This is a genomic window from Bradyrhizobium nanningense, assembly GCF_004114535.1.
GTDB lineage: Bacteria > Pseudomonadota > Alphaproteobacteria > Rhizobiales > Xanthobacteraceae > Bradyrhizobium > Bradyrhizobium nanningense.
In genome coordinates this window covers 177,604-192,827 of the sequence record NZ_LBJC01000033.1, presented here as the reverse complement: position 1 = coordinate 192,827, position 15,224 = coordinate 177,604, and the positions used below count along the sequence as shown (strand labels likewise).

Here is a 15,224-nt window from a genome sequence, read left to right as displayed (position 1 = left end):
CCGGCGGGGCATCGCCGGAGGTTTCTGGAGGCTTAGCGTGAAGCTAAGAGCCGCAACTTTCGTATCTGGCTAGGAGCTATATAGCTTAGTAACTCATGTAAGTAAATTAATCTGGCGCGATTGAATCGCATAGCTCGTCTTCGTCCGCCGCACGGACGACGAGAAGTGCCGAACGTGCGCAAAAAAAGCCCCGGCGGTGTCCCGCCGGGGCTGTGTCGGATCGAAGGACCCAGAAGCTTACCAGTTGCGCTGGGCGCGCAGGAGCAGGCTGTAGGTGTCCTGGTCCTTCAGCTCGTAGGTCGCCGCCGGCTTGGCGACGCCGGTCAGCGCTGCGGTCGTGATCGCGCCCGAGTACTTCTGATCGAGGTGGCTGTAGGTGAAGTCAGCCGAGAAGGTCAGGTTCTTCACCGGCGTCCAGCGGGTGATGACACCGACCTGGCCGATGTTGAAGTCCGGGTTGCAGGTGCCGGTCAGGGTGGCGAACGCGGCGCTGCCGCAGATCAGGCCCTTGGCCGTGCCGCTGTAGTTGACCGCAGCCCACGCGCCGTAGAGCGCCGTGTTCCAGTACGGGCTCCAGTTGTGGGTGTAGGCGCCCCGGAAGCCGTAGGTCTTGGTCAGCTCGAGCTGGCCGCCCGGAGCAAACACCGCGTCAGACACGCCGGCGAAGCCGATGCTCTGATAGGCCGCGTTCGAGCTGCCGAACATCGAGTAGCTGGTCGCGGCCAGCTCCTGGAAGTTGTAGCGGCTCGCGCCCTCGGTGTAGACGCCCGAGATGTTGATCACGTCGCCGGCACCGGTCGGGATGTTCTTGATGCCCAACGCGAGCTGAACGGCCCAGCCCCACTTGTCTTCCGGATGACCGGTGACTTCGCTGGCGCCGTAATAGGCGACATGGTTGTCGTGAGCCGCGACCGAGGCCTGGAACAGGCCCCAGGCCTGATCGACGCGAACCATCGCGACGAGGTCCGGCGAGCGGCTGCCGCCGATGTCGTTCGAACCGTAGGCACCGCCGAGCACGCCCGTGGTCGACATGCCGGCCGTGTTCCAGAGGCTGGTCTGGTAGACCTGCGTCTGGTCCTGCGCCGAGAACGCAGCGGTGACGCCCTGGCCGAAGTCGGCCGTGTAGGTGAATTGCGCCACGCCGTTGGTGGTGCCGCTGCCGCCGACGAGCTGATCGAAGTTGTTGCCGGGATAGTTGATCCAGGGCGCGTCGAACTGCGACACCGCCTTACCCATGGTGAAGCCGGCGAACTGGATGAAGGCGTAGTAGACGCCGAGCGCGCCGCCCGAGATGTTGCCGTCGGTGCCGTTGATGCTGCCGCCGCCCGAACCGGTGAGGCCGGTGCCGGCCGCGTTGAGACCGATCGTGCCGCTGTACTGGGTCGCGCCCGTGGCCGAACCGGTCCCGCCGTAATTGCCGGTCGTCCAGGTGAAGACCGCGTCGAAATAGGTGCGGACGACGCCGTATTCCGTCGCGGTGCGCGTGTCGATGTTGAGATCTTCACGAGCGCGCATCGAGTAGTAGTTGTTCAGGCGGTTGGTGGCCGCGAACACGCCGTTGTACTGGGCGCTGTAATTGCCGCCGGCGTTGAGCGCCACTTCGGCACGCACGTAGCCGCCCAGCTTGATGCAGGTGTCGGTGCCCGGGATGTAGTAGTAGCCCGCGCCGTACAGCGAGCAGATCTTCACGTACTCGACCGCCTTGGCCTTGACCGGAAGATCGGCCGCCTGGGCTCCACCGACGGCGATCAGACCCGCCGCAGTGCCGAGCAAAAGGCTCTTCACCACTTTCATTTAAAACCTCCAAGTTGCTCATTTTGCGGAGACGGACCGTGAGGCCCCCCAAGATCCCCGCCTCTCAAATCCGCTCGGCCGCTTTCGGACACTCCCGCTTTCGACGCGAGGAACGTGAGCGAACCACCTGCAACGGGACGATCGAGTACCCCCCACCGTCGAAGATCAATATGCCTGCGTCGTTCGGTAATCAAAATAGTTTATTAGGTCAGCTTTTCGGTTTTGCTAAACCTGTGCCCCGCGCGCCACACCGTGGCCTGCGGGGGGGCAATCACTGAGCTGATCATCTTTGTAGTTTTAGTGACGAAATTACCCTGCCCTGCACTTGCGTCAGAGCAGGCTTGCGTGGACTATGGCCTTCCACGAACACCGGCCTGAACAAATCGGTTCACGGGAGTGACGCTGTGTCCGCGACGAGGAAAGAAGGAGCGCGCCTGCGCTCGATCGGCAATCTGGATATCATCAGGCGCTTCACCTGGGAGATATCGTCGATCAACATGTATCTGGAGGAGCTGCGTCAGTTCTGGGCGAAGACGCTCGGCATCAGCGGCCCGCAATGGCTGATCCTGATGGCCATCTCCGACCTCGACAAGGACGACGGTATCCCGGTCAACGTCGTCTCCAAGCTGCTCCACGTCGATCCGTCCTTCGTCACCACCCAGTCCAAGCTGCTCGAGAAGAAGGCGCTGTTGCGCCGTCGCCCCTCGCCGACCGACGCCCGCGTGGTGCGGTTGTCGCTGACCGACAAGACGCAGAAGCACATCGCGAGCCTCCACGAGCAATACAAGACGATTCGCGAGTTCGTCTTCCAGGAGTTCGACGAGGACGAGCTGACGGAATTCACCACCAAGCTCGCGACGCTGAAGAACCGCCTCGAGAAGGCCTGCGTCCGGATCTCGCTCGACTTCTAGGCCTGAGGGCGGTGCTCAGATCCGCCGGGCGGCGGCACCGAGCCGCGATTCGAGCCAGTCGAAGATGTATTCGTTGGCAAGGCTCGGATTGTCAGCATGGGCCTGCGCCGCGCCGGTCTCGGCCGCAGTGAACACCTTCAACATGACATCCGAACTGCCGAGCCGGGAGCTCTGGACGATCTGACGGGCCCGGTCGGCCTTGAGCCAGCCGTCCTCGCCGAGCGTGATCAGCACCGGACAGTCGGCGCTGGAGGCCATCAGCGGCGCATGCGGCACCGGCACGATGCTGACGTCGCTCAGCGCGAACCGGCTGGCGAAGAAGGCCCGCTCGTGCAGGTCCCACAAGCCGCCGTCGCAGACGGCGGCGGCAAGCCGCGGCTCCTGTAGCACGGCGCGCGCCACGAAGGAGGAGCCCCAGCCATCGGCAATGATCCCGACGCGCGCGAAATCGACGTCGCTGCGCATCTCCAGATAGTCCATGACGCAAGGAATCGCGCTCTCGAGATCGCGCCGCCGCAACAGCGCGTCGATGAAATCGTCGCGCTGGTCGCCGAACAGGTCCAGCGCCAGCAGCGAGAACCCACGCTCGCGCGCATGCGGCACGAGCTTGAACAGGAACTCCTCCTTGCGGTGGCCGGGCTCGCCGATGCAGATCACGGTCGGCGCTCGCGCGCTGCCCGACGGCGCAGGGAGGAAGTAGCCCTGCAGCGCATGGCCGTCGAGCCATGGGATCGTCACGACCTCGCCCGCCGGGCTGCGCGCCGAAAGGTAGCGGCGCGCGCATTCCTGCATCGCGAGCACGGCAACCCAGCGGCGCTCGTCGTCCTGCTCCAGCGGCATCGCCGCCGCGCTATAATAGTTCATAGCGCGAAGCCAGTTGCGCTGCGCGCTCGCCATGTGGCCTTCCGCGAACGCAGCCTCGGCGCGCTGCCGGTTGGCTTGCGCCAGCCGCTTCCACTCGCGATGCCAGGAGCGGTCGTCGCCCCGCTTCAGCTGCCGCGCGATCATCAGGCATTCGGCGATCGTGGCGCCGCCCTCCTGGGCCGCGGTCAGCAGGCGCGTGAATTCAGCGGAGATGTCCTCCCGCTCCGGGCAAAGGATCCAGTCGTCGGAGAGGCATGCGGGTATCATCGGGAGCTACGCTCTGTCATCGCGTTACCCCTGATTGACTAAACCATTTCAGGTGCCCGACCAAGACGCCGCGCGCGGCATTCCAAGCGTTCGAGATCAACATCGCTTGAACGACGATCCATGACGCATGCATGACATGCCAATCCGACATAGGGAGCCGGCGATTGGCAAGAGGTGTCACGCGATATCACGCGCGCACCTCTTGACATGATGATTATCATACCTAAATACGCGCGTCGTTCGACGACGATCTCTGCCGCAAGCTCAACCGAGTCGCCAGCCGACCTCCTGCGTGAAACTTTCGTAGAAGGCGCGGTCATAGGCTTGCTCGGGCGTTGCGCGCACGCGTTCGTCGAGGCGCTTGGCGTCCTCGCCGACGAGAATGCGCCAGCGCTCGGCCTTGACCCCGTCGAGAATGATCTTCGCCGCTTGGGCGGCCGTGGTCGGCGCATCCTCCAGGAAGCTGCGGGCGCGTTCGGCGAACGCCGCCTGGATGTCCTCGTCCGACATCTTGTCGGCATCCGGCATGCCGGCCGCGACCATGCGCTTGCGCGTCAGCGCGACCTCGTCGGCATTGAGCCGCTCCGATCCATCGGCGCTCTGCACCTTGCGCGAATTGGAGACGATCGAGGTGCCGATGTGGCCGGGCATCACCACCGAGCATTTGACGTGCGGCGCGTGCAGGCGGAGGTCGTTGATCAGCGCTTCGGTGAATCCCTTCACCGCGAACTTCGCCGAGCTGTAGGCGGTGTGCGCCTGGTTCATGCCGATCGAGGCCCAGAAGCCGTTGACGCTCGCGGTGTTGACGATGTGGGCCTCGTCCGCGGCCACCAGCAGCGGCAGGAAGGTGCGCACGCCGAGATAGACGCCGCCCCAGCAGATGTTAAAGGTGCGCTCCCATTGCTCGCGCGTGCTGGTGAACAGGCTGCCGCCGCCGCCGATGCCGGCGTTGTTGAACAGCAGATGGATCTTGTCGGTCTTCTGCTGCTCGGCGAGCTCGTCGCGAAAACGGTTCAGCTGATCCTCGATCGCGACGTCGGCGACATGCGTCGTGACGCGCAGGCCTTGCGGAAGCTTTTCGGTCTCGCACAGCCGCTTGGTCTCGGCCATCGCGGCCTCCGAGACGTCGCATATCGCGACGTTGCAGCCCTCGGCCACCAATTGCCGCGCGAGCTCGCGCCCCATTCCCGTGCCGCCGCCGGTGATGACCGCGATCTTTCCTGCAAAATCCTTCATGGGACTTTCGGCCCCTCCCTTGTCGGTATGTTTCTTCGTCACCGCGCCGCCCGCCGGCGCGCGCAAAATGTAGCAGCGCTGCATGCGCAGGTAAAAGCGGATCGGCGATAGCGATCTTCGGCGTCAGTTATTTCGGCGCGCGGACTATTGATCGTTCCAGTGCGGTCACTCGCGTGGTCCGCACATGGGAGGCAGCCACGCCCGCGGCGTATCCTTCGAGACGCCCGCCATTGGCGGGCCCTCAGGATGAGGGCGGAGTCCGTTGCGCTAGTTTCAACAAGCACCGATGCCCGTCAGCCTCATCCTGACGAGACCGCTGAGAGCGGTCGTCTCGAAGGACGAGGCGCTTGCTCCGTCGTCGCCGTGAAACACCGTTAGCGCGGCGCTGGTGCCACAGTCGGGCATAAGTGCCCGGTTCCCGTATTTGTCCGGCTTCGGTTTAGGGGCAATTTTTTTACAATCCGAATCGTCAAATGGACTCCGGACGTTGGGTCGAGTCGACCAGGCCAGCGTGTTGTTTGCGTGTCACAGGCTCTGGCACTCCGCTTGCATCCTCTTCGTGGTCCAAAACGACCGATGAGGTGACAGGAATGTTCGTGACCGTCGTAGCCGTGCTCTGCCGGCTTAGCGCAGCTAGCTCAGGCAGTTGCGTCGAGGAAATCGTGACCGACAGCAACATGACGCCCGAGATTTCGATGATGCAGTGCGCGGTCGGCGCACAGGCACCATTAGCGAAATGGATGGGCGAGCATCCGATCTATCACGCCAACTGGCGCCTCGAGCGCTTCAAATGCGTCCCGGGTCATTACGAGATCAAAAGCCACGCGTAGACCCGTAGAACTACGAGCATCGAGGAAACGCCCCGGAGGCGCGCTCCCTTCCCTCCGTATGGGCTCGATAGCGCCGCTCTCGTTGAGTCGCTGCGCTCTGTGACAACGATCACACCTTCCCTTCACGCCACCGCCCGCAAGATCATCGCCCGCGCGCGCCGCCCCTCCGGCGTCGGCATCAGCGCATAATTGTGCGGCTGGTCACGGAGCAGATGCAGCTCGACCGGCACGCCCACCGCCCTCGCCCGCGCCGCCAGATCGATACTGTCGGGGTAAAGCAGATCGCGCGTCCCTGCGAAGATCGTCATCGGCGCCAGCGCGCGGAAGGCGCCGTTGAGCGGGCTGACGAAGGGATGGCCGACATCGAGCTCGCCGGCATAGAGCCGCCCGGCCTCGACGATGCCCGGAATGTCCTGGATCGGATCGTGCTTCGCGATCTCGATTTGCTCCGGACGGCTGACCGAGGCATCGGCGGCGGGTGAGATCAGCACCATCTGGTTCGGCTGCCGATGCCCGTGATCGCGCAGCCATTGGCAGGCGGCGAGCGCGAGTCCCGCGCCGGCCGAGTTGCCGACCAGCGTGACCTTTGCGGGCCCCGCGTCTTCCAGCAACATCCGCAGCAGCTCCGCCGTCGCCGGCACCACGTCCTTAGCGGTGGCGCGCGGCGCCAGCGGATAGATCGGCACGACGCAGACGACGCCGGCCTTGCGCGTCATCTCGCCGACGAAGCGCCAATGCGCCGGCACGATCTCGTTGATGTAGCCGCCGCCATGCAGGAACATGACGAAGTTGCAGCCTTCATGGCCCAACGATGGCGCGGTGTAATAGACCGGCCAGCCGCCCATCTTGGTCAGCGTCGCCTCGACGCCGCGGCCCAGCCCCGTCGGCTCGAACGAGGCCGGCTGCAAGGCGAGCTTCTGCACATGCGCCTGCACGGCTTCGGCGGACGCGAGCTGCTGCTTGTAGGGGAGCTGCCGCAGCATGGCATTGAACAAGCGGCTCTGCAAACTCGGCGCGGGATCGCGACTGCGCGGTGCGCAGATGACAGGACAAAACTGCAAGGCCGACACAAGTCTTGCGACGCTCATGATCCGTTCTCCGCCTGGCCGGGAGTCCATATAGCGACCAAGAGGCTTGCGAGAAGGCCGCCATGGGCCGATATAATGCGAGCATTCGCTCGCTTTTCCTACTCGCATTCGGATCGCAAGGCCATGGCGCGCACGCCGCCGACAAGACCCCGGAAAAATGCCCTGCAGGCGCGATCGCGCGCCACCGTCGACGCGCTGATCGAGGCGACTGCTCGCATTCTGGTCCACGACGGTTTCGAGAAAGCGAGCACCAACCGCATCGCGGAGATCGCCGGCGTCAGCGTCGGTTCGCTCTACCAGTACTTTCCGAGCAAGGAAGCCCTCGTCGCCGCCGTGATCGAGCGTCACAACGAGGAGATCATGGGCATCGTCCGCACCGCGCTGACCGAAGTCGCCGACCTCCCGATCGACAAGGCCGTACGAAGACTCGTCACCGTCGCGATCGAAGCCCACCGCATCAACCCGAAGCTGCATCGCGTGCTCGCCGAACAGATCCCGCGCACCGGCCAGCTCAAGGACATCGAAGCCTTCAACCGCGAGGTCCAAACCCTCGTGCGCACCTATCTCGAAAGCCGCCGCAAGGAGATGCGGAAGGTCGACCTCGATGTCGCAACCTTCATCTGCGTCAGCGCGATCGAAGCGGTGGCGCATAATACGGTGCTGAACGGGGCGGAGATGCTGTCGGAGAAGACGGTGCGGACCCTGGTGGACGAGACGACGCGGTTGGTGGTGGGGTATTTGAGGTAACGGATCGCGAACTAACAGGGGGCTCGTGTTCAAAATGATTAAATCACAGCTTGATCGCATCCATACGATCGTCGGAAGAATTGCGACAGAGTTCAGCGAAGTGGAAATGCTATGGTACCTCATTTTCACTTGTTTGCTAGCTGCCGACCGGAAGGTGGTGGAGCAATAGTCACAAGACTGGAGCTCAACAGCGGCAGTTGATCTTGGACGTTCCTGCAGCCGCGCTTGGGATAGAGTCACCGCTCCACGTTCTTATTAAACGCCGTGTCGAGGAAACGAAGGCGCTCGCCGGAAGACGCAACGACATCATTCATAGTATTATTCATGTCTTCCAAGCTGCACTTCCTCCCAGTATCGCCGCAGGCGGCGCCTCAAGACCCTCTCGCTTGGGACAGAAAGAAATTGCTCTAGAAGTTGCGCACACCTATCGTGAAATCGTTGTTCATCAACTTGACGTGCACGAATTACGACTCGCCGCCATTCGACATTCCAACCCAGCGGCCAATCTACGTCACGAAGAGCGCCAGCTGTCGCGCGCGCGGCAGACAGAATTGGACAAGATCGATCTAGATCCTATTGTTCTGGCACTGCTCGCGACGCAGAGAAAGTCCTCACGAAGAGGCGGGAGAGGTCCTGACGCTCGCCTCCGAGATTTCGCAAACAAGCGCTGATGGCTGTTTCACGGTCCGGTAGGATGAACATCGTACCCCCTCCCGGCTCGTGAAATTGATTCGGAAAGACAGCATCTCTCCACCAGCTTGGCTACTGTGCATGGGGTCGTTTTCGGCATTTTAGTTGCCGACCATCCACGGCCACGCGCTGGCCGTCGCCGCGGGTGGGAGCCCCCAACACGACGATCAACCCACAGACAGATGTTTTGGAAAAAATGGTCGGAGCGAGAGGATTTGAACCTCCGACCCCTAGTCTCCCAGACTAGTGCGCTAACCGGGCTGCGCCACGCTCCGAACGTCGTTCCATTAGCTAGGATCGGCGCGATGCGCAAGGCGAGGCACGCACCATTTTGGTGCCCTTACCCTAAGTCCCCGGAACCGCCCGCAAAGCCGGCCGAAGACCGCCCTAGCCGTCCTTCAGCGCCTGATCCAGCATCTCCTTAGCTGCAACGAGGTCGGCGAGCGCCCGCCCCAAGCGCTCCCGATCGAGCGCGCTGGGGCCGGCGGGCGCGGCGGGGGTGCCGCCTTTGCGGAAGGTGGTGAGGATGTCCTCGTCGTCGACCTCCGTGAAGCGGAAGTCGATGCCTTCCGCCTCGTCGCCCTGGTAGTCGTCATCGTCGGTGTCGGTGACGCCCTTGATCGGCGCCTCCTCGTCCTCGGGCTCCATCAGGCTTGCGCCGATGGCATCCTCGATGGCGCCGAACGAGACCGCGGCGGCGCTGTCGGCGAGGCCCTGCACCGATTTGACGCCGTGCTCTTTCAGGATCCGCTGGACCCCGCGGATGGTGTAGCCCTCGCCGTAAAGCAGGCGGCGGATACCCTTGAGCAGATCGACGTCGTCGGGGCGGTAATAGCGGCGGCCGCCGCTGCGCTTCATCGGCTTGATCTGCGAGAAGCGGGTCTCCCAGAACCGCAGCACGTGCTGCGGGATGTCGAGCTCCTGCGCTACTTCGCTGATGGTTCGGAACGCATCCGGCGCCTTGTCCAAATGCCAAATCCTTTGCGGAAGGCGTTACGCCTCTTGTGCAGCCTTGCTGGTGGCGTCGCCGTTGGCGCGGTGCTGGCCGTTGATCCGCTGCTTCAGGATCGCCGACGGCTTGAACACCATGACGCGGCGCGGCGAGATCGGCACCTCAGTGCCGGTCTTCGGGTTACGGCCGATGCGCTGACCCTTCTTGCGCACCATGAAGGACCCGAACGAGGACAGCTTCACCGTCTCGCCCTTCTCCAGGCAGTCGGTGATCTCCTTCAGCACGAGTTCCACGAAGGCGGACGATTCCGTGCGCGACAGGCCCACCTTCTGGTAGACGGCTTCGCACAGATCGACACGCGTTACGGTTTTACTTTGATCGGTCATCGCCCTGCCCCACATCACGGCGAACAATTGTTGTCTGAAATTATGAGGTTACGATACGCCGGTCAACAGCGCTCATCAATGCAGGCGCATCGATATCGCGGCGGATTCCGGCTAAATTTTATCGAGTGTGGCTCTACCAGCGCACCAGCGCGGAGCCCCAGGTGAAGCCCCCGCCCATCGCTTCCAGCAGAACGAGGTCGCCCTTCTTGATGCGGCCGTCCTTGCGGGCCACCGACAGCGCCAGCGGGATCGAGGCCGCCGAGGTGTTGCCGTGACGGTCCACCGTCAGCACCACCTTTTCGGGGGCGATATGGAGCTTGTGGGCGGAAGCGTCGATGATTCGCTTGTTGGCCTGGTGCGGCACGAACCAGTCGATGCTGTCGGCATTGAGCCCGGTGGCCTGGAAGGCATCGACGATGACGTCGGTGATCATGCCGACCGCATGCTTGAAGACCTCGCGGCCCTCCATACGCAGATGGCCGACGGTCTGGGTCGAGGACGGCCCTCCGTCGACGAACAATTTTGCCTTGTGGCGGCCGTCGGAGCGCAAATGCGTGGTCACGACGCCGCGGTCGGTGGCGGCCTTGCCCGGCTGCTCCTGCGCCTCGAGCACGACCGCGCCGGCTCCGTCGCCGAACAGCACGCAGGTGCCGCGGTCGTTCCAGTCGAGGATGCGCGAGAAGGTCTCGGCGCCGATCACCAGCGCGCGCTTGAAGGCGCCGGTGCGCAGGAAATTGTCGGCAGTGGCGAGCGCGAACACGAAGCCCGAACAGACCGCCTGCAGGTCGAAGGCCGCGCCGTGGTTGATGCCGAGCGCGTTCTGCACGGCGACGGCGGTCGCGGGAAAGGTGTTGTCCGGCGTCGAGGTCGCCAGCACGATGAGGTCGATCGACTGCGCATCCATGCCGGCGTCAGTGAGCGCGGCCTGGGCTGCTCTGATCGCCAGATGCGAGGTGAACTCGCCCTCGGCCGCGATGTGCCGCTCGCGAATGCCGGTGCGCTGCACGATCCACTCGTCGGAGGTATCGATGCGCGCCGCCAATTGGGCGTTGGTCACCACCTGCTCCGGCAGATAGGAGCCGCAGCCGAGCACGACCGAACGAATTTGAGTCACGAAACAGCCTCCTGCGCGGCCTGCACCGAATTGAGTGCACCACCCTCGCGGTTGAGCATCTGATTGATCTTGTTCAGGAGATCGTAGTGAGCCATCTCATAGCCAACATCGATTGCATAGGCAAAGCCTTCGGCACTGATTCCGCCATGGCTCTTGACCACGATCCCGTTCAATCCCAGGAACACGCCGCCATTGGACTTGTTCGGGTCCATCTTGTCGCGCAGGGCCTGGAAGGCGCTGCGGGCAAAGAGATAGCCGAGCTTGGACAACCAGCTCCGTTTCATCTCGTTGCGGAGCAATTCCGCCATCTGCCTGGCGGTTCCCTCGGCGGCTTTCAGCGCAATGTTGCCGCTGTAGCCTTCGGTCACAATGACGTCCGCCACCCCCTTGCCGATGCCGTCGCCCTCGACGAAGCCGAGATAGTCGAGCTCCGGCAGGTTCCTGGCGCGCAGGATTTCGCCGGCCTCGCGGATCTCCTCGTGCCCCTTGATCTCCTCGGTCCCGATATTGAGCAGGCCGAGCGTGGGCCGGGGCTTGTCGAACAGCACGCTCGCCATCGCGGCGCCCATGACGGCGAGTAACACCAGGTGGTGTGCGTCGCCGCCGATGGTGGCACCGAGGTCGAGCACGACGGATTCTCCGCGCCTGGTCGGCCATATCCCCGCAATCGCCGGGCGGTCGATTCCCTTCAGCGTGCGCAGATGGAAGCGCGACATCGCCATCAGCGCGCCGGTATTGCCGGCGGAGACCGCGACATCCGCCTCTCCCTTCTTCACCGCGTCGATCGCAAGCCACATCGAGGACGTCTTGCGGCCGCGCCGCAGCGCCTGGCTCGGCTTGTCCGAACCACTGACGGCAACGTCGGTATGGATGATCTTCGAGGCGGCCTTGAGCTGGGGGTGCCGGTCGAGCTCGGGCTCGATCTTGGCGCGGTCCCCGACCAGCAGGAACTCGATCTCGCGGTGCCTACCGAGCGAGATGGCAGCGCCCGGAATGACCACGGCGGCGCCGGCGTCGCCCCCCATGGCGTCAAGCGCAATGCGAACCTTGCTTGGCATAAAAGTCCTGGAAAACCTGGTCTGGTGCGGTCTTGAACGAGCGGAGCCGCAGAATGGGTCCGCCATGGACATGGCGACCGGTCAGGCGCCACGCCGCGCCCGGACCGGGGCGCGACAATAGCGTTTTGTTATCCCGAAACAACCTCTTGCCCCCAGCCTTTTGCTTTTGGGGTGATCCGGCCGCGAATCCCGGAATTTGCAGGAAATACATTGAAATCAGTTAGATAAGGGCTTCTTTGAAACCGTCCCGGCAGATGCTTCGCGCGCCCTTGCAGGCGATCCGGCGTGGAACGGCCCGGCTACTGGCCCTTCTTGTTGTCCTGCAGCGCCTTCAACGCGGCGAAGGGATGGTCCTCCGGATCGGGCGCGGTGACCTCCGCCTCGAAAACGGCCCCCTCCTTGCGCGGATAGGGATCGATCGCCAGGAACAGGGCATCGGTGGCGATCCGGCCGAGGTCGATGATGCCACCCACGATCGCTTCCGGTGGATCTGCGACCTCAGGCGTCTCCGCATCGTCCTGCCCCTCCTCGATCAGGTCGGCGAGGCGCCGCGCCTCGGCCTCGGGGGCGAACATCAGGTCCACCTCCTCCTCGATCTCACTCTCGATCGGATCCAGCGTGACCACGCAGGTCTGGCCGATTCGGGCCCGGACGATGCCGGTCACCTGAACCCGGCCGCCGCTCCTGGGCATGACGTCGAGGTCGGCCCGGGCGGACAGGACCTCCCGTACGCCGCCGACCTCAGCGATGGCCTTCCGCTCGGCGGCCGAGGCCTCGAGCTTGCGATGCAGGCCGGTGTCGGGGATCTGGGCGACGATGACAGGCGCCCGCCAGGGATCGGGCACGGATCCGGTCGTTGGTCGGCTCATGGCGTGACATCCTCAGGGAGCGCTGGAGGAAACCGAAACGAGGCCCGCAGCAGCGCGGCCTCGCCGGCCTGGCCGAGAGCGGCCTCGCTGGCCCGGGCGTAGGCCGCCAGCCGCTTCGCCTGGTCCAGGCCGGTCCCATTCAAGATATTCTTGCAGATCGCCTCTGCCAGGGCCTCACCGCCGGCCTCCATGGCCTGATCATAGGCCTGGACGCGGCCGTAAAAGGCCTCGCCGAAGGCCCGCATCCGCTTCGGCACGGTCTGGTCGCCGACCCCCATCTCGCGCAGATTGTCGTCCATATCCTCGCAGAATCGGTCGAACAGCGCCTGCGACAGCTCGGTGGCGCTTTGAACCGTGCGCAGGCGTCGCAGCAACAGCCACAGATGCAGCAGCAACAGGTCGAAACGCCCGTTAACGGTATCAGGCACGCCCAAGTCCCGGTAAAATATGGGTTCTCGCGCCTGCGTCACGATCATGCCATAGATGGCTTCAATGGTGCCGCTCGGGGTTCGCCGGGGTTTCCTGAAGTGATTGAACGGCCAAAGCATTGTGGTTTCCGCAAGCGGGCGCGCGCGAGTTGCATTCAGACGCCCTGCCCGGTACTTCAGCGCCTCGCGCGACGCAAGGGGACGGAATCAGTTCCGCTATGACCACAACGATTGAGACCAGCCCGCGCGCAGGTAAGCGGCGCGGCCTTCATGCACGCTGGCGCGGCTTGCGCATGCTCGCGGCCGTCACCCTGATCGGCGCTGCGCTTGCGGGCTGCACCGGCGAGCAATTCCAGAAGGGTTACATCCTGCCACCCGGCGCGCTGGAGCAGATTCCGATCGGCGCGAGCCAGGATCAGGTGCTGATCGTGATGGGCACCCCCTCCACCGTCGCCACCCTTGATGGCGAAGTGTTCTATTACATCTCGCAGCGCTCGGAGCGCATGGTCGCTTTCATGAATCAGAAGGTGGTCGACCAGCGCGTGATCGCGATCTATTTCGACAAGAACCGGCGCGTGCGGCGGCTGGCGAATTACGGCCTGCAGGACGGCAAGATCTTCGACTTCATCAGCCGCACCACGCCGACGTCGGGTCAGGAGATGAGCTACCTCGCGCCGCTGTTCAAGCTGCTCAGCTTCAACTGAGTCTCCAAAAGCGTTTTCGAGCGACGCCAATTCCGCCGGAAGGCAAATGGCTGTCGCCTGCGGCGTCGTGCCGCCCTCCGCGCGGCCTTTGCCGTGGCGTGCGACTTGCCGCCGCAAGCCGCGTTCCCTAGGCTCCCTGCAAAGCAAGAAGCTGGGAGCGGATTCGTGTCCAAGAAACTTCAGAATACCTTGTTGTCCCGCCGTCGCGTGCTCACCGCCGCTGCCGGCCTTTCGGCCGCAGCGATCCTGCCGCGATCAAGCCTCGCCGACTGGAAGCCGACCGAAAACGTCCGTCTCGTCGTGCCAGCCGCAGCCGGCGGCTCGACCGACGTGATGGGCCGGCTTCTGGCCGCACATCTGCAAACCGCATGGGGCCAGTCGGCCGTCGTGGAAAACCGCTCCGGCGGCGGCGGCACCATCGGCACCGCCGAGGTGGTCCGCGCCAAGCCTGATGGCCATACCATCCTGGTCGGCAATCCGGGCCCGAACGCGATCGCCTACAGCATCTTCAAGAATCTCACCTACAAGCCGGACCAGCTTCAGCCTGTGACCAACATGATCCGGATCCCGAACATCGTGTCGGCGCATCCGAAGACCGGCATCAAGTCGGTTGCTGAGCTGATCGCCTATCTCAAGGCCAATCCGGACAAGCTCAGCTACGCCTCCTCCGGCGTCGGCCAGAGCCCTCACCTCACCGGCGCCTGGTTCCTGCAGCTCACGGGCCTGAAGATGACGCACATCCCGTTCCGCGGCGCCGGCCCCGCGCTCCAGGCCGCGCTCGCCGGCGACATCCAGATCCTGTTCGACAACCTCTACCCGAGCCTGCCCCAGGTGCAGAACGGCACGCTCAACGGTCTCTGCGTCACCACGACCGAGCGCAGCGAGCTCGCGCCGAACTTGCCGACCATGCGCGAGAGCGCACCGGAGCTCGCGAATTTCGACGTCTCGTCGTGGTTCTCGGTGTTCCTGCCGAAGGGCGTCTCGCCCGAGGTGCTGAACGCGCTCAATCTCCAGGTCAAGGCGATGCTGGAGCGCGACGACGTCAAGAAGCAGATCGCCGCCATGGGCGCCCGCGCCGACTACGGCACGCCGCAGCAATTCGCCGCCTTCGTGGACGCCGAGACGAAGAAGTTCGCCGCCATCATCCAGAAGGAAGGCTTGCAGATGGACGTGCAGTAGGGTTCGCAAGAACGCCCGCCACCGCCTCCGTCATTGCGAGTGAAGCGAAGCAATCCAGCCCGTCTCCGCGCAGAGACCCTGGATTGCTTCGTCGCAAGAGCTCCTCG

At 64.0% G+C, this 15,224-nt stretch carries 16 protein-coding genes and 1 tRNA gene; 6 read left to right on the top strand and 11 right to left on the bottom strand.

Features of this window, described 5'->3' with window-relative positions:
- Positions 1 to 237: 237 nt before the first annotated feature.
- Positions 238 to 1,794, bottom strand: a complete 1,557-nt coding sequence (locus tag XH84_RS29750; protein ID WP_128920659.1) for a porin — start codon at positions 1,792 to 1,794, stop codon at positions 238 to 240.
- Between the two features lie 404 nt (positions 1,795 to 2,198).
- Between XH84_RS29750 and XH84_RS29745 the strand changes: the two genes are divergently transcribed.
- Positions 2,199 to 2,705 carry a MarR family winged helix-turn-helix transcriptional regulator gene (locus XH84_RS29745; RefSeq protein ID WP_128920658.1) on the top strand — a complete coding sequence of 169 codons (507 nt, stop codon included), beginning with the start codon at positions 2,199 to 2,201 and terminating at the stop codon, positions 2,703 to 2,705.
- 15 nt (positions 2,706 to 2,720) lie between these two features.
- Here XH84_RS29745 and XH84_RS29740 read toward each other — a convergent pair whose 3' ends face one another.
- Entirely contained in the window at positions 2,721 to 3,836 is a 1,116-nt protein-coding gene (locus XH84_RS29740) for an alpha/beta hydrolase family protein (protein WP_128920657.1), read from the bottom strand.
- 264 nt (positions 3,837 to 4,100) lie between these two features.
- Entirely contained in the window at positions 4,101 to 5,072 is a 972-nt protein-coding gene (locus XH84_RS29735) for an SDR family NAD(P)-dependent oxidoreductase (RefSeq protein WP_128920656.1), read from the bottom strand.
- A 590-nt stretch (positions 5,073 to 5,662) separates the two neighbouring features.
- Between XH84_RS29735 and XH84_RS29730 the strand changes: the two genes are divergently transcribed.
- A complete protein-coding gene (locus tag XH84_RS29730; protein ID WP_128920655.1) occupies positions 5,663 to 5,902 on the top strand; it encodes a hypothetical protein in 240 nt (79 codons plus the stop codon).
- Between the two features lie 122 nt (positions 5,903 to 6,024).
- Here the strand turns inward: XH84_RS29730 and XH84_RS29725 are convergent, their stop codons facing one another.
- Positions 6,025 to 6,990 (bottom strand): alpha/beta hydrolase fold domain-containing protein, encoded by a 966-nt coding sequence (locus tag XH84_RS29725; RefSeq protein ID WP_128920654.1) that lies wholly within the window; start codon positions 6,988 to 6,990, stop codon positions 6,025 to 6,027.
- Between the two features lie 123 nt (positions 6,991 to 7,113).
- Here XH84_RS29725 and XH84_RS29720 point away from each other — a divergent pair, with 123 nt between their 5' ends.
- Both XH84_RS29720 and XH84_RS29715 read left to right on the top strand, forming a co-directional pair.
- Complete coding sequence (locus tag XH84_RS29720; protein ID WP_164936405.1) at positions 7,114 to 7,737, top strand: TetR/AcrR family transcriptional regulator; 624 nt, start codon at positions 7,114 to 7,116, stop codon at positions 7,735 to 7,737.
- A 203-nt stretch (positions 7,738 to 7,940) separates the two neighbouring features.
- Entirely contained in the window at positions 7,941 to 8,408 is a 468-nt protein-coding gene (locus XH84_RS29715) for a hypothetical protein (protein WP_128920652.1), read from the top strand.
- Positions 8,409 to 8,624: 216 nt separating this feature from the next.
- Here XH84_RS29715 and XH84_RS29710 read toward each other — a convergent pair.
- The 7 genes from XH84_RS29710 to XH84_RS29680 all read right to left on the bottom strand — a co-directional run bounded on the left by XH84_RS29710 (position 8,625) and on the right by XH84_RS29680 (position 13,354).
- Positions 8,625 to 8,702 (bottom strand) — tRNA-Pro (locus XH84_RS29710).
- Between the two features lie 112 nt (positions 8,703 to 8,814).
- The gene (locus XH84_RS29705; protein WP_128920651.1) at positions 8,815 to 9,396 is read right to left on the bottom strand and encodes a MerR family transcriptional regulator; all 582 of its coding nucleotides are present in this window, start codon (positions 9,394 to 9,396) and stop codon (positions 8,815 to 8,817) included.
- A gap of 24 nt (positions 9,397 to 9,420) precedes the next feature.
- Positions 9,421 to 9,765: an integration host factor subunit alpha gene (locus tag XH84_RS29700; protein WP_181769268.1), complete on the bottom strand. Its 345-nt coding sequence runs from the start codon at positions 9,763 to 9,765 to the stop codon at positions 9,421 to 9,423.
- A 133-nt stretch (positions 9,766 to 9,898) separates the two neighbouring features.
- A complete protein-coding gene (locus XH84_RS29695; RefSeq protein ID WP_128920650.1) occupies positions 9,899 to 10,879 on the bottom strand; it encodes a beta-ketoacyl-ACP synthase III in 981 nt (326 codons plus the stop codon).
- Positions 10,876 to 11,937: a phosphate acyltransferase PlsX gene (gene plsX, locus XH84_RS29690; RefSeq protein ID WP_128920649.1), complete on the bottom strand. Its 1,062-nt coding sequence runs from the start codon at positions 11,935 to 11,937 to the stop codon at positions 10,876 to 10,878. The genes XH84_RS29695 and plsX overlap by 4 nt, the downstream gene beginning before the upstream one ends.
- Before the next feature lie 299 nt (positions 11,938 to 12,236).
- Positions 12,237 to 12,806 carry a YceD family protein gene (locus XH84_RS29685; protein WP_128920648.1) on the bottom strand — a complete coding sequence of 190 codons (570 nt, stop codon included), beginning with the start codon at positions 12,804 to 12,806 and terminating at the stop codon, positions 12,237 to 12,239.
- Positions 12,803 to 13,354, bottom strand: coding sequence for a ubiquinol-cytochrome C chaperone family protein (locus XH84_RS29680; protein WP_128920647.1), 552 nt, complete (start codon positions 13,352 to 13,354; stop codon positions 12,803 to 12,805). The genes XH84_RS29685 and XH84_RS29680 overlap by 4 nt, the downstream gene beginning before the upstream one ends.
- A 98-nt stretch (positions 13,355 to 13,452) precedes the next feature.
- Here XH84_RS29680 and XH84_RS29675 point away from each other — a divergent pair, with 98 nt between their 5' ends.
- Together XH84_RS29675 and XH84_RS29670 are read left to right on the top strand one after the other, a co-directional pair.
- Complete coding sequence (locus XH84_RS29675) at positions 13,453 to 13,938, top strand: outer membrane protein assembly factor BamE (protein WP_164936404.1); 486 nt, start codon at positions 13,453 to 13,455, stop codon at positions 13,936 to 13,938.
- Positions 13,939 to 14,103: 165 nt separating this feature from the next.
- Positions 14,104 to 15,117 carry a Bug family tripartite tricarboxylate transporter substrate binding protein gene (locus XH84_RS29670; RefSeq protein WP_128920645.1) on the top strand — a complete coding sequence of 338 codons (1,014 nt, stop codon included), beginning with the start codon at positions 14,104 to 14,106 and terminating at the stop codon, positions 15,115 to 15,117.
- The last annotated feature ends 107 nt before the right edge of the window (positions 15,118 to 15,224 follow it).